The sequence below is a fragment of the uncultured Methylobacterium sp. genome (assembly GCF_964242245.1).
GTDB lineage: Bacteria > Pseudomonadota > Alphaproteobacteria > Rhizobiales > Beijerinckiaceae > Methylobacterium.
On record NZ_CAXTBY010000018.1, the window covers coordinates 1 to 14414 of the forward strand.

Genomic DNA, 14414 nt, shown 5'->3' on the forward strand with positions numbered 1-14414 from the left:
ATTCCCTCGTCTGGCGCGAAGCAGCGACGCGCCGGATCACACGCCGCATGGACTGGGCGGATCGCCAGCATGCAAACGTGAGACTGCCGCAACGGCGCCCGGAGACCGCAATCCATGCCGAACCCTGTTCAATCAGCCGTCCGTGCGGCCATCGAGGGCGGCGTCGCGTTCGTGGCGGCCTACAACCGGAAGCGGCTGCCCAAGACCGAGAACCCGTTCCTCGTCGGCATCCACGCGCCGATGCGAGCGGAACTGACGCTGCACGATCTTGCCGTGACCGGGTCGATACCGGCGGGGCTCGACGGGCGGTATCTCAGGATGGGCGCAAACCCCGTGCTGCCCGCGCCCGCGGGCCACCACTGGTTCCTCGGCGACGGCATGGTGCACGGCCTCGCGATCAAGGACGGCAAGGCCCTGTGGTACCGCAACCGCTGGATCAACTCGCGCATGGCGGCCGCGGCCCTCGGGCGGGCCGCCGCGCCCGGACCGCGCAGGGGCCGCAACGATACCGTGAACACCAACGTCGTCGACATCGGCGGCCGTGCCTTTGCGCTGGTGGAAGCCGGCAGCTTTCCCGTCGAGCTCTCCGAGACCCTGGAGGCGCAGCGCTACAACCCGTTCGACGGGACGCTCGACGGCTCCTTCACGGGGCACCCGCACCGGGATCCGCGCAGCGGCGAGTCCCACGCGATCACCTACGACGGTGGCATCTGGGACACCGTTCGCCACGTCGTCGTCTCGGCGACCGGTCAGGTCGTCCGCAACGTAGCGATCGCGGTCGAGCACGGTCCCTGCATTCACGATTGCGCGTTCACGGCGCGGTTCGCGATCGTGCTCGATCTCCCCGTCACCTTCTCGATGCGGGCCGTCCTCGGCGGCCACCTCTTCCCGTTTCGCTGGAACCCGGCCCATCGCGCCCGGGTGGGTCTCCTTCCGCGGAACGGCGGCGGCGCCGACATCACGTGGTGCGATGTCGAGCCGTGCTTCGTCTTCCACGTGGCCAACGCCTTCGATGGCGAGGACGGTCGGGTGATCCTCGACGTGATCGCCTACCCGAAGGTGTTCGCGTCGGCCGGGAGCGGCCTCGACGTGCCGGGTCGGTTCGAGCGCTGGAGCGTGGACCCTTCGGCGCGGCGCGTCGACCGGCGCGTGATCGACCACACGGCGCAGGAGTTCCCGCGCATCGACGAGCGCCGCTTCGGACAGCGCTATCGGTATGCCTACACGGTCTCCGTACCGCCCGACGGCAACACGCAGCTCACCGGCGCCACGAAGCTCTACAAACATGATCTCGAAACGGGCGGTCGCCGCGTGCACGATTTTGGCGACACGCACCTTCCGGGCGAGTTCGTGTTCGTGCCTGCCGCCGTCGATGCGGGTGAGGACGAAGGCTGGCTCGTGGGTTTCGTCATCGACACGGCCAGCGAGACCACCGATCTCACGATCCTCGACGCGCGATCCTTCGAAGCGGCACCCATCGCGGAAGTCCGCCTGCCGCATCGCATCCCGCCGGGTTTTCACGGGAACTGGTTCCCGGCCGCTTGACGACGACGGCCCGCTTGCCGAGCCGATGAGGGTGTTCGCGAGATCCGCGATCACCTTCGGCGTTCTATCGTCGTCTGCGCGACGCTTTCGAGCCCGGCGCGTGCGATGGCGGCTTCAAAGCCGCCAGCTATGAGCCCCATCGAGGGGAGCAGGACAACCGAGTACCGAGCGCCCTCGGCTCACCATTGATACCGGATCCCGGCTCTGCCGCCGCCCGCCAGGAGGTCTGCGCCGACGCGGTAATCAGCCCGCACGAAGCCCGAGATTCCGGTTTCAAGGTCGAAGATGTTGACCGACGCCTGGATCTCACCGCGCGCCTTGCCCTCGTCCCGGAGGCCGGTCACGCTGGTGAGGCCATTCACGGCACCGGTCGGACGGCTCTCCGTGAGCACGGAGTAGATGTAGCCCGTGATGCTCGGCTCGATCCGGATGTTGTCCTGGATCATCTCGGTGCCGACCCGCGCACCGATGCGCCCACGGAGCGCGTCTCCGTTCTGAAGCGGAATCGTTGTCGCCGTCAGGGTCGCCCTCTTGTCGAACTGCGTATTCACGTATTCGAGGCCCGCCGTCGGTTCCACGTAGAGACTGTGTTCGAGCGGAAAACGGTAACCGACATTCGTGCTGACGTTGTAGTTCTGCAATCCGGTGGTCTGGCGCAGGCCCGGCGTGGTGATGTCGAGACCGAGCAGGTCCACCTTGAACAGCGCGTCGATGAACGCTGGCCCGTTCAGGTAGGTGGCGTAGGTGCCCACCGTGCCGCCCGCGAAATCCTGGCGACCGCCGCCCTGGTTGAGCCGCACCTCGGCGAGCGTATAGCCGCCCATCACGCCGACGATCAGTCCGTCGTCCTTCGAAGTCAGTCCGCTGAGCACCACGTCGGTGCCGCTGAGGAAGCCGCCCGTCGCTTGGCTGTAGCCGAGGTCGCGCGTAAACCCGGTCCCGGCGAAGCTGAAGCTTGTCGAGCCGGTGCGCCGCTCGAGGTCGCCGAAGGCGCGCGCCCACACCGCCAGCCGGGCAGAGGTCTCGATCGGAGGCGCCACCTGCACGATGTTGCGTGCGATCGGGTCCTTGCTGATCAGCGCGGCGTACTCCGTCGTCTCGGCATACTGCATGGCCTGGGGAATGGACGGAGGCGCGCCGCTCGCCGCCCGCTGCGTGCTCTCGCGAAGCTGGGTCATGCGGTCGAGAACCGCGGTTGCGCCCTGAAAGGCGATGGTCCGGGCCGCGAGCACCGCGGCCTTGCCGGAGAGGCCGACGGCGGTGGGGATGGCGGCGAGCGAGACCGTGCTGCCCGACGCGTTCGTGCCGTTGACGAGGACGGGGGCGAGGGTTCCGAAGTTCTGCAGGCTCCCGAGGGTGAAGGCGTTCGGGGCGACCGTGCCACCGACCTGGATCAGGACGGGAGAGGTGGCGAAGGCGGTGGTCGGGGTCAGGTTGGCGACGGACACGCTCGTCGAGCCGCTCGCGTTTCCGGTGATGATGAGGCGGTCGGACGCGCCGGTCCGGGTCGAGGCCTGCAGGAGAAGGTTGCCGCTGCTTCCGACGTAGTTGCCGCCGATGGTCAGGGTGTTGGCGGCGGAACCCGTGCGCAGGTCGATCGTGCCGGCGTTGGTGAAGGTCGCGACGCCGCCGAGCGTCGCCGTGGCCGTGCCGGTGTTGGTGCCGCTCGCCAGCGCGAAGGTGCCGCTGTTGAGGATTGCGCCGCCGCGGAAGTCGCTCGCGCCGCCCGTGAGGAACTGACCGCTGTTGCTGAAGGTCGAGCCGCTGCCGAGCGAGAGGGCGCCGGCCATGGCGCCACGGTTGTCGATCAGCGAGGCGACGACGCTTTGCGAGGTGTCGACGGCGTAGCCTGCGCCCCCGATGATCCGACCCGCAGCGAGGTTGGTCACCGTGAGGGACGCGCCCGGTGCGTTCCCCATGATGCCTGCCGCGACGGCCGTCGGCCCGGTCAGGGTTCCGGAATTGGTCACGCTCAGGCTGCCGCCGTTCGTGACGGCCATCACCGCCGGTCCTGCCGCCGCCGTCACCGTGCCGCTGTTGGCGATGGTGATCGGACCGCTGCCGCTGCCGCTGCCGTTCGCCGTGGCGGTACCGGAACTGTTGCTGACGAAGAGACCGGCGACGCCGGCCGTGATCGTGCCCGCGTTCGTGACCGACGTTGAGCCGCTCGTGGCCCCGCTTCCGATGGCCGCGATGCCGATCGCGCCGGCCCCGGTGGTGATCGATCCCGCGTTGCTCACGGCGGTAGCACCGCCCTGAGTGAGAGCCGCGATGCCGGAGGGGATCGCCGTACCGCCCGGCACCATGGCGATCGCCGTATTGATCTGGGCGGCGACGCTCGGCAGCGCGGCGATCAGGGTGCTCGGAAGCGTGCTCGGGAGCGCCGTGTTCTGGGTGATCGTTCCCGCGTTCGCGATCGTCAGCGAACCGGCCGACGGCGACAGGGCGGCGATGCCCGCCAAGCCGAACTCGATCGTGCCCCGGTTGGTGATGCCGGAGGCCGGCGCGACGGCGGCGATACCGACCGTGGCCCCGGTGATGCTGCCGCCGTTGTCGATGATCGCGCGGCTGCCCGATCCGAGGATGCCGAACGGTGCCGTGATGGTCCCGGTGTTCGAGACCGTCAGGGTACCGCGTCCCGTCTGGGCCAGGATGCCGGCGGTGGCCGCCGTGATCGCGCCGGCGCTGGTGATGGTGCCGGCCCCCGAGCCCGAGGCGCCGTCCAGCTCGATGCCCGCCCGGTCGGCCGATCGGATCGTGGCCGAGCCCGTGACGTTGATCGCCACGTTGTTCTGCGAACCGGCGCCATCCGTGGTGGCGGGCATCACGAGCACGGCGTCCATGCCGCTGGCCGCGGTGATGGCGGTGTTGTCCAGAACGTTGAGCGTGAAGGCGCCGGTCGGGGTGTAGAAGATGCCGTTGTAGTTCTGGTTCGGTCCGCAATTGGCGGTCGTCGTGGTCGAGGCGTTGTCTCCCGCCGAGCAGACCCGTGCGAACACGACGACGCCGTTGCGCACGGGAAACAGGAACTGGCCCGGCACGCCGCCGTTCGAGCCCGTTGCCAGGGCGTTCGGGCCGCCGTCGAGGAAGGCGCCGTTCACGAGGGAGCCCGGCAACTGGTAGTAGCTGCCGTCGACGCCCGTGCCGGCGGAATAGCCGGCCGCCGCCGAGGTGCCGCCGACGCCGTTCGCACCCCCGCTCGCGTCGCCCGTCTCGAACTGGATGCGGTTGTAGTTGAAGTAGATGTCGAAGTTGCCGGTCCCCTGGTCGGAGCGGCTCGCCAGGATGAGCTGGAACGTGTTCGTCCGGTCGGCGTGGCTGCCGAAGTAGCCGACGGCGGGCCACGTGACGCCGAACGCCGTCGTCCCGGCATAGGCACCGGTGCCGTAGGCGGTGAGGCCGCTCGCGGCGTCGCGCGTGTCGATGTCGGCGAAGAACGGCGCGATGATCGGCACGCCGCGATAGGCCGCGCCGAGGCCGACGGGCGTGAACTGGCTCAGGGCCGAGCCGAAGGTGACGTTTCCGTTGTTGTTGACGTAGAGCTGCGAATAGGACGTCCCGAAGAAATTGACCGGGAACGGCAGCGTCACGGCGCCGGACGAGCCGTCGTCGTTGGCGGCGAGCTGGGTGGCGTTGAAGCCAGGGGCGACGGCCTGCGCCGCCGCCGCGCCGATCGTCCCTGCGAAAGCAGTCATCGAGACGCAGAGCAGCAGGATCGATCGCAGGCCCGCCAAGCCGCTATCACGCTCTGATTCACATCGCATTGAGATCATGCCTATTCGGACTGAGAGCCTTCGCTCCAAGCCTGAGCATTATGGACTCGATGCTTGTCCTTCGAATACCGAGTTCGATCAAAATCGAACGTTATCATACTGAAAGTTGTAAAATGGCAACATCAATCGCACCCAGCAATCCGATGACCGTTCTGAGAGATGACGAAGATCGAAGTGAGTTGCGTGCAGGGTCGTCGGAACGACGAGGGATTGCGCCCTGGCGTGGGAATACCTGCTCTCAGGCCGCGGACTGAAGAAAGCCGATCGCATCGTTCAGGCAGGCCGGATTCGCGCGAACCGACTTGATGAGGCGGTTCGCGGCGCGGACACGACGCACGTTCAGGGCATCCGGCCCATCAGGCGCGCTGCGCCGATCTCCGAGGCGCCGAAGGACGGACCGCGCGCGGGAGCGGCCTGCGCCTCGACCCGGACGGGCGCCGGCGCATGGACACCCGCTCGCACCTGCGCGGTGCGAACCCGTGCCTCGTCACGGGCCAGCGCGGCAGCACGGCGGCGCTTGTCCGCGGCGGCCTCGGCCTGCGAAGCCTGATGCTCGGCGGCCCGGCGGGCGATCTCGGCGGTCCGCTTGCGGTTCGCGGTGGCCTCCTCAGCAACGCGACGCGCCTCCTCGGCCTGCTCGCGCTGCTTGACGGCGGCGGCTCGCATCGCGCGCTCGGCGGCGGCGAGCTTCGTAGCCTCCTCGGACTTGCGCCGCGCGATCTCCGCCTCCGCCTGGACGCGATTTTGATCGACGGTCGCCAACTTGATCTTGTCGTCCTCTTGGCGCCGCTGCGCAGCGGCCTGCGCCTCGGCTTTGCGACGCTCCGCCTCCGCGATCCGGGCGCGCTCCTGCGCTTCCTTCTCGCGCGCGGCGATCTCGGCGGCCCGGACGCGCTCCTGCCGGTCGATCTCCTGGGCCTGCCGCACGCGCTCAAGCGCCTCGGCCTCGCGGGCGGCCTTGACGGCGGCGGCGACCCTGGCGGCCTCGTCGGATTCCCGCTTCCGGGCCGCAGCGTCCTCGGTGGCCTTCTGCTGCTCGGCCGCGAGCGCCTGGGCACGCTCTCCGGTCTCCTTCTTGCGCGCCGCCATCTCGGCGATCCGGGCGCGCTCCTGCGCTTCCTTCTCGCGCGCGGCGATCTCGGCGGCCCGGACGCGCTCCTGCCGGTCGATCTCCTGGGCCTGCCGCACGCGCTCAAGCGCCTCGGCCTCGCGGGCAGCCCTGGCGGCGGCGGCGACCCTGGCGGTCTCCTCGGCTTCCTTCCTGCGCACCGCGGCCTCGTCGGCGGTCTTCTGCCGCTCGGCCAGCATGGCCTGCGCCCGGTCTTCGGCCTCCCTGCGGCGCAGCGCAGCCTCTGCCGCCTTGGCCCGCTCCTCCTCGGCGCGGCGCTCCGCCAGGGCCGCGGTGGTCTTGGCCCGCTCCTCCGCCTCGCGCTCCCTGACGGCAGCCTCGGCTTCGGCCTTCTGGCGCCTCAGCTCGGCGGCGCGGGCCTTCTCCTCCTGATCGCGCAGGAGGGCGGCCTCGCGCTCGAGGCGCCGGACCTCGGCTTCGGCGACCTTGCGCCGCCTGTCCTCTTCCTCCCGCAGGCGCGTGGCCTCGCGCTCGGCGCGGACGGCGGCATCCTGCTCGCGGGCGAACCGCTCCAGGATCTCCACCCGGCGCTGCGCGACGCCGGCGAGCGAAGAGTCGGGATAGCGCGCGATGAACGCGCGCACGGCCTTGAGATCCGTCGAGCTGTCGAGCTTGTCCCAGGCCTTCTCCGCCTGGGCCGCCTTCGGGTCGACGACGATCGCGGGCATCCTGGGCTTCGGCACGGGCGGCGCACCGGGGACCGGCTGCTCGGTGGTCCGGGTCGTCGCCTCGCCGATCACGGCGAGGTCCGACGTCCCGAGCTTGGCGATCTGCACCCGAGCGAGATCGGCGTAGAAGCCGCCCTTGTGCTTGCCGAGGAACGCTTCCCAGGCCTCTCGGCTGTTGAGGCGCTCGACGGCGCCGTAATCGTCCTTCGCCGCGCTATCGGGGCCGCCGACGGCCCCGGCGCTCGCCGGCACGAGCGCGACGGTTCCGCCCCCGAGCGAGCCGTAGACGAAGGGCTCCTGCTGCCGGCCGGTCGCCTTCAGAACGTCGTCGCGCACGCGACCGAACGCGATGCGGATATCGAGGCCCGGCTCGGTGAGGTTGGTGAGCAGCGCCTTGGTGAAGGGGCTGTGATCCCCTTCGCCGTCGTTGGCGAGGGACTTGTCCTTGGCCGCGTAGGCGATCAGCGTGTCGGTCTGGCTCGGCTCGACCTTGCCGAGGCCGGTGGGAATGCCGCGGGTCGCAACACGTCGGCGCATCTTGCTGGCGAAGGGATTGTCGCGACAGGCGTCGAGGATGATCAGGCGCAGCCGCTTGGCCTGCTCGATCGCCGACGTCAGTCGATCCAGCGAGATGGCCTCGTCCTCGACGTCGCGTTCGTTGAGCAGCTTCGCGTCGGTCGGGACCAGGTAGTTCGTCTCACGCACCTCGATCCCATGACCGGCGTAGTACACGACGGCGATATCGGAATCGGCGACAACCTCCTCGAACTCGCGGATCGCGCGCTTGAAGGCCAAGTTGCCGAGATCCGATTGGGCCGTGACGACCTCAAATCCCGCCTTGCGGAACATCTCGGCCATCGCCGACGCGTCGTTCACCGCGTTCGGTAGCATCGGCACATTCTGGTAGGCCCCGATGCCGACCACGAGGGCGACGCGGCGACCTTCCGCGACCGCCTGCTCCGTGAAGAGCATCAGTGCGGCGCAAACGATGAAGATGATCGGAAACCGGGTCAAGGGACCAGTCCTCCTCGTGCCAGCGCATCTCAGCGAATGCCCACATCAGTATGTCGACACCGCGGCGTTCGCAACAGTTGAACTTCAAATTGGCGGCCGGCATCCCGGCCATTGAGATTTTGGGGTGCTGGATCGCACGCGAATGTCTCTTCGATACGAAGCGCCGGCTCCCGCTGCACGGGAACTTCTGACATCGCGTACGAGGCCCAGCAAAACTTCGGGTAAGTTAAAGTTCTTGATCTGAGATTAAAAGAACTGGACACCGCCAAACCCTTCGCGGGTTGAGGCGGTTCGTGGTGTGCGGGCGCGGGTGGCCGACGAGGTCCTGCGCTGCGCGGTCAGCGGGGGTTCTTCGACGTGCATGGTCCCGGGAAGAGGTGTGACGGATTGAGCCTGAAGCGTTCGGGCTCGTGCGTCCAGGCCTGAAGGATGAACGCAGCGGGCGTGAGGCTGCGCAGGTCAAAAACCATCGAGCGGGGCTCTTCCGGTCCCATCCGGGCCTCTGCCGCGGTCTCGCCCCTGCGCCGCTTCCGCACCGTCGTCGGGCCGGCGCCGCAGCGCCGGCCAGCGCCCGCGCTTCCCGTCGCAGGCGCTGCCGGTGAAGACCCTGACCCGGAGCGCATCCCGCCCGGCATGGTCGTCAACCGGACCACCACGCCACGGGATCAAACACCTGGAGCTACGCCGCCATCAATTGGCGGTCCGGACGAAGGCGTAGCGGCCGACCGAGGCTCCGGCGCCGCGGTGGCGCACGCCGGCGGGCCGGGGATCGCTGCCCGGACCCTGGCCACGGCGCGCCTCCAGTCCGCCGACGGGAGCAGGCATCGCACGCAGGGCTTGGCGCAGGCTCAGGAGCTCGGCGCGCAGGCTCGCATTCTCGCGCTCCACCCGTCCGAGACGCGCGACGCCGGCGGGCGGCAATCCGCCCAGGCGGCGGCGCCAGCGATAGAAGGTCCCGACCGAGACGTGCGCGGCCGCGCAGATGCTCGCGATCGCGATGCCGTCCGCGGCTTCCTTCAGGAGGAAGGCGATCTCCTCGTCCGTGTGGTGGGATCGACGCATGCGCAGGTTCTCGTCCGCTTCGTTGCCGCTTGAAGTCAGCAAGAAATGGACCGGTGGAGCCGATCCGCTCTGGTGCGAATTTTGACGTTTTGCGGGACCGCCGCCCGCCGCACGGGCGACCCGGCGCGGATTTGCGCAAGGGTATGCCGGTCCTGCAGCCTCTTTGGCCTTTCGCCCAACGCCGGGGAGCCGGACAATCCCGCCCGAGGCGCAGGAGGGACGGGTCCGATGGTGGAATTCACGAGGCGGGGCCTGATCGGAACCGCCGCGGCGCTCGCCGCACCCGCGATCGTCCGGCCGGCCTGGGCCGCGGACCCGGTCAAGCTCGGATGCCTGTTCTCGTCGTCGGGCACGATGGCCAACATTGAGGGCCGCCTGAACTACGTCGTGCGCATGGCCGCTGACGAATTGAACGCCAAGGGCGGCGTCAACGGGCGCCAGGTCGAGGTCGTCACCTCGGACCCGGCCTCGGACTGGCCGCTCTACGCTCAGATCGGCCGTCAGATGCTGCAGCAGGAGAAGGTCGCGGCCCTGTTCGGATGTTGGACCTCGGTCTCGCGCAAGTCCGTGCTGCCGGTGGTGGAGCAGAACGACGGGCTATTGTTCTACCCGCTCCACTTCGAGGGCGAGGAGAACTCGAAGAACGTCGTCTACGTGAACTCGCCGCCGTCCAGTTCCGTGCTGCCAGCCGTCGACTACCTGATGGGGTCGGACGGCGTCTCCGCCAAGCGCTTCTTCATGATTGGCTCGGATTATGTCTGGCCGCGCACGATCAACAAGCTGCTGAAGGGCTACTGGACCTCCAAGGGCATCGCCGAGAGCGCGTGGCGCGAGGAATACGTGCCGCTGGGGTTCTCCAACTTCCAGACCCTGGTCAACCAGATCCGCACCTTCGCCGCCCAGCCCGGCGGCCAGCCGATCGTGGTGCTCACCGTCGTCGGCTCGTCGATCCCGGATTTCCTGCGCGAGTTCGCCAACCAGGGCATCCTGGCCACCGACGTGCCGATCCTCGGGCTCGACATGGTCGAGGCCGATCTCGAAGGCCTCGACACGACCAAGCTCGTCGGCCACCTCAACTGCTGGGCCTACCTCCAGACCGCCAAGGGCGAGCGCAACAAGACGTTCCTCGCCGACTGGGCGGCTTACGTGAAGGCCAAGAACGTGCCCTTCAGCGCCGACACGGTGATCGACCCGATGGTCTCGGCCTACGACAGCGTCCAGCTCTGGGCGCTGGCGGCGACGAAGGCCAAGAGCTTCGCGGTGCCGGACGTGCGCAAGGCTTTCGCCGGCCTCAGCTACGAGGGACCGTCGGGCTACACGATGACGATGACCGGCGAGAACAACTACGTCTCGCGCGGCGTCTTCATCGGCTCGGTCAACGAGAAGCGCGGCTTCGACGTGCTGTGGCAATCGCCGGACGCCCCCAAGCCCGTGCCGTTCAGCCCGTATGGCTGAGGCGCTGGAGCAAGCGACCTGTCAGCCATGGCTTCCGGCCCGGACCTGGGTCTCCTCTTCTATAGAGCTACTGTATTCACACATCTTGCGGCGAGTTCGCGTGATGCGCGGGCCACCCTCCCCCGCAGAGGGGGGAGGAAGGACGCGGTTGCCGTCCCGCGCGATGTGTGAATCCGGTAGCGTATCAGGGAGAGGAACAGCGTGAGCGGCGTGACCTTGCCGGGAGGTTCTCAACGCCCTCCTGCTCGGAAGAGGAGGCAGGTCGCGCCGCGCATGTTTCGTGTGGTGACGTGGTCCGTCGGATCGTCCGCCTCGGTCGTCGCCGTGACCTTCGCGCTCGTCCTGCTCCTTATTCCGACGACCGCGGCGCAGGCGGCCATCGCGTTCGACCGGGCAACCCTCGCGAAATCCTTCTGCGGCGACGGCGCGGCCGTGAGCCGGGGTGCGGAGGCAATCATCCGCTCCGCCGCGACCGCCGACCCGGACGATCTCGCCTTCGCGGGCACGATCCTGCGGGCCCTGCTCGACCGGCGCCTCGCCTGCGTCGGGGATTCCGCCATCCTCCTCGACCGCGCCGGGGCCGCCGAGGGCCGGGACGCCGTGACCGGGGCCGCGGCGGCGGCGGCCGGCGCGCGCTCGCCGGTCGTCGGCCTGCGCCAGCGCGGGCTCGCGGAGACCGCCGCCGGCATCGCCGCGCTGCTCACCGGGCCGAGCGTCGCGGCGCGCGCGGCCGGCCTGTCCGGCCTGGAGCGGCGGATCGCGAATGTGCCGGACTCCGACGCGATTCTCGAACGGGCCCGCGGCGCGGAGACGGACGCGGGCCTCAAGCGCGCCATCGTGCAGGCCACGCAGGCCGCGGCCCTCAACGCACCCGACCCGGCCCGGCGCCGGACGGCGATCGCGGCCATCGCCGACGCACCGTCGAGCGCGGCCCTGTCGCGGCTCGCGGCGCTGAGAACCGATCCGGCCTACGCCGCCGACCCGGCCTTCCGCGGAGCGCTGGATGCCGGCATCGCGCGGGCCGAGCGCGCCGTCGCCCTCGGCAACGGCCTGGCGCTCGCCTACAACGGCCTGAGCTTTGCCAGCATCCTGTTCATGGCGGCGGCCGGGCTCGCGATCATTTTCGGCCTGATGGGCGTGATCAACCTCGCGCAGGGCGAGTTCATCATGGTCGGCGCCTACGCCGCCTACGGCGTGCAGGAGGCGTTCCGCAGGCTCGCGCCGAGCCTCATCGACCTCTACCTGGTCGCCGCGATCCCCGTGGCGTTCCTGGCCGCCGCGCTCGTCGGCATCGGTATCGAGGCCCTGATCCTGCGCCACCTCTACCGGCGGCCGCTGACGAGCCTGCTCGCCACGTGGGCCGTGAGCCTGTTCCTGATCAACGGCGTGCGCGTCGCCTTCGGCTCGCAGAACCTCCAGTTCGGCATGCCGTCCTACGTCAGCGGCGGCGTGCCGCTCTATGCCGACTTCATCGTCACCTGGAACCGGCTGTTCGCCATCGCCTTCGCCGCGGTGACGCTGGCCGCGACCCTCCTGATCCTCAAGCGCACGCCGCTGGGGCTCGACATCCGCGCCGTCACCCAGAACCGCGACATGGCGGGCGCCCTCGGTATCCGCACCCGCCGGGTCGACCGCCTCGCCTTCGGCTTCGGCTCGGGGCTCGCGGGTCTGGCCGGCGTCGCGCTCTGCCCGATCTACAGCGTGAACCCGGGGATGGGCGCGAACTTCATCGTCGACAGCTTCATGGTGGTGGTGCTCGGCGGCGTCGGCACGGTGGTGGGAACGCTGGTGGCCGCCCTCGGCATCGGCGGGGCCAACGTGCTGATCGAGCCGTTCTACGGCGCGGTCGCGGCCAAGGTGATCGTGCTCGTCGGCATCATCCTGTTCCTGCAGCGGCGCCCGGAAGGGCTGTTCGCCGCGAGGCGCCGGCGATGAGCGGGGCCGCCGACACCCTCCGGTCCCCCCTCGCCGCACCGCCGCGCCGGCCGGCAGCCGGCCTCCTGCGCGATCGGCTGCTCGCCTTCGTCCTGCTCGCGATCCTGGCGGCCTGCCTCGGCCTCGTGGGGCTCCGTCCCGCGCCCTACCTCGCGAACGCGGTCGGACAGCTCGCCGCCTTCGCGATCCTCGCCGTATCGCTGGATCTGGTCTGGGGCTACCTCGGCATCCTCAGCCTCGGGCACGGGCTGTTCTTCGCCATCGGCGGCTACGTCTGCGCCATGCACCTGCTCGCGCACGCCTTCGCGGTCACCGGCGTCGCGCCGGACTTCGTGCAGTTCATGGGCTGGAAGAACCTGCCGGCCTACTGGGCCGGGCTCACCAGCGCGCCCTACGCCCTCGTCCTGGCGCTGACGCTGTCGGCGGCGGTCGCCTTCGTGTTCGGCTTCGCCTCGTTCCGGTCCCGCGTGAACGGCGTCTACTTCTCGATCATCAGCCAAGCGCTCGTCTACGTCGCGATGCTGCTGATGTTCCGCAACGACACGGGGCTCGGCGGCAACAACGGCATGACCGGCTTCCCGCTGCTGTTCGGGTATCCGATGGGCTCGCCCGGGGTCGTCACCGGCCTCGCGGTGGCGGCGCTGCTCGCGCTCGCCGCCGTCCTCGTCGGCACCCGCGCCCTCGTCGCCGGCCGGATCGGCCGGCGCATGCTGGCCTGCCGCGACGACGAGACCCGCCTGCGCACGCTCGGCTACCGTACGACGCGGCTCAAGCTCGGCATCTGGTGCCTCTCGGCGACGATCGCGGCGCTCGCCGGCGTGCTCTACGTGCCGCAGGTCGGCATCATCAACCCGCGGGTGCTCGCGCCCGACCTCTCCATCGAGATCGCGGTCTGGGTCGCCATCGGCGGGATGGGCCGCCTCGGCGGCGCGGTGATCGGCGCGGTCGCCGTCAACGCCCTGAAGTTCTGGCTCAGCGCCGCGATGCCGGAGGCGTGGCCGTTCGTCCTCTCCGGGCTGGTGCTCCTCGTGGTGCTCGGCCTGCCCAACGGCCTGCTCGACCTCGCGACGCTGAGTCTTCGCCCCACATGGCTCCGCGCCGGAACCGGCCCGTGAGCGTCCTCGTCGTCGAGAACCTGAGCGTCGTGTTCGGCCGCTTCCGGGCGCTCGATGCCCTCTCGCTCGCCGTCGATGCCGGCGAGGTCCGCGCCGTGATCGGCCCGAACGGCGCCGGCAAGACCACCCTCCTCGACGTGATCTCCGGCATCACCAAGCCGCGCGGCGGCCGGGTGATGCTGGGCGACCGCCTCGACCTGACCCGACGCTCCGAGGCCGAGATCGCGCGGGCAGGCGTCCGGCGCAAGTTCCAGAAGCCGAGCGTCTTCCCCGCCCTCACCGTGCGCGAGAACCTCGACATCGGCTGCGGCGCCGCGATGGTTCCGCGCCTGCGCGCCGCACGCATTGCCGAGGTGCTCGCCGAGACCGGGCTCGACCCGCGCGAAGACGCGCTCGCGGGGTCGCTCGCCCACGGGGAGAAGCAGTGGCTCGAGATCGGCATGGTGCTGGCGTCCGATCCGAAGATCATCCTCCTCGACGAGCCGGTGGCCGGATTGTCGGATTCGGAGACCGAGCGCACCGCCGCGCTGATCCACGGCCTGCGCCGTCCGGACCGCGCCATCCTGGTGATCGAGCACGACATGGCCTTCGTCGAGGCGATCGCCGACCGGGTCACGGTGCTGCACGAGGGCCGCACGCTCTACGAGGGCGGCATGCGGGGCGCACGGGCGGATGCCCGCGTGATCGAGGTGTTCCTCGGCCGATGAGCGCCGCAGCC

The 14414-nt window shown here is 69.8% G+C and carries 8 protein-coding genes; 5 read left to right on the forward strand and 3 right to left on the reverse strand.

All coding sequences use genetic code 11. The features are described from left to right. The first annotated feature begins 114 nt into the window (after positions 1-114). Positions 115-1545, forward strand: a complete 1431-nt coding sequence (locus ACFE8Y_RS06545; RefSeq protein ID WP_375463586.1) for a carotenoid oxygenase family protein — start codon at positions 115-117, stop codon at positions 1543-1545. Positions 1546-1724: 179 nt separating this feature from the next. Here ACFE8Y_RS06545 and ACFE8Y_RS06550 read toward each other — a convergent pair whose 3' ends face one another. The 3 genes from ACFE8Y_RS06550 to ACFE8Y_RS06560 form a co-directional block, all read right to left on the reverse strand. Beyond that, a complete protein-coding gene (locus ACFE8Y_RS06550; protein WP_375463587.1) occupies positions 1725-5279 on the reverse strand; it encodes an autotransporter outer membrane beta-barrel domain-containing protein in 3555 nt (1184 codons plus the stop codon). 378 nt (positions 5280-5657) lie between these two features. Further along, positions 5658-8129 (reverse strand): caspase family protein, encoded by a 2472-nt coding sequence (locus ACFE8Y_RS06555; RefSeq protein ID WP_375463588.1) that lies wholly within the window; start codon positions 8127-8129, stop codon positions 5658-5660. 690 nt (positions 8130-8819) lie between these two features. After that, positions 8820-9191, reverse strand: coding sequence for a transposase (locus ACFE8Y_RS06560; RefSeq protein WP_375463589.1), 372 nt, complete (start codon positions 9189-9191; stop codon positions 8820-8822). Positions 9192-9419: 228 nt separating this feature from the next. Here ACFE8Y_RS06560 and ACFE8Y_RS06565 point away from each other — a divergent pair, with 228 nt between their 5' ends. The 4 genes from ACFE8Y_RS06565 to ACFE8Y_RS06580 all read left to right on the forward strand — a co-directional run bounded on the left by ACFE8Y_RS06565 (position 9420) and on the right by ACFE8Y_RS06580 (position 14403). After that, complete coding sequence (locus ACFE8Y_RS06565) at positions 9420-10646, forward strand: urea ABC transporter substrate-binding protein (RefSeq protein ID WP_375463590.1); 1227 nt, start codon at positions 9420-9422, stop codon at positions 10644-10646. Positions 10647-10919: 273 nt separating this feature from the next. Beyond that, positions 10920-12581 (forward strand): urea ABC transporter permease subunit UrtB, encoded by a 1662-nt coding sequence (urtB, locus tag ACFE8Y_RS06570; RefSeq protein ID WP_375463591.1) that lies wholly within the window; start codon positions 10920-10922, stop codon positions 12579-12581. Continuing rightward, on the forward strand, positions 12578-13696 hold the full coding sequence (gene urtC, locus ACFE8Y_RS06575) for an urea ABC transporter permease subunit UrtC (protein ID WP_375463592.1): 1119 nt from the start codon (positions 12578-12580) through the stop codon (positions 13694-13696). Before urtB ends, urtC begins: the two co-directional genes overlap by 4 nt. Continuing rightward, complete coding sequence (locus ACFE8Y_RS06580; protein WP_375463593.1) at positions 13693-14403, forward strand: ABC transporter ATP-binding protein; 711 nt, start codon at positions 13693-13695, stop codon at positions 14401-14403. Before urtC ends, ACFE8Y_RS06580 begins: the two co-directional genes overlap by 4 nt. The last annotated feature ends 11 nt before the right edge of the window (positions 14404-14414 follow it).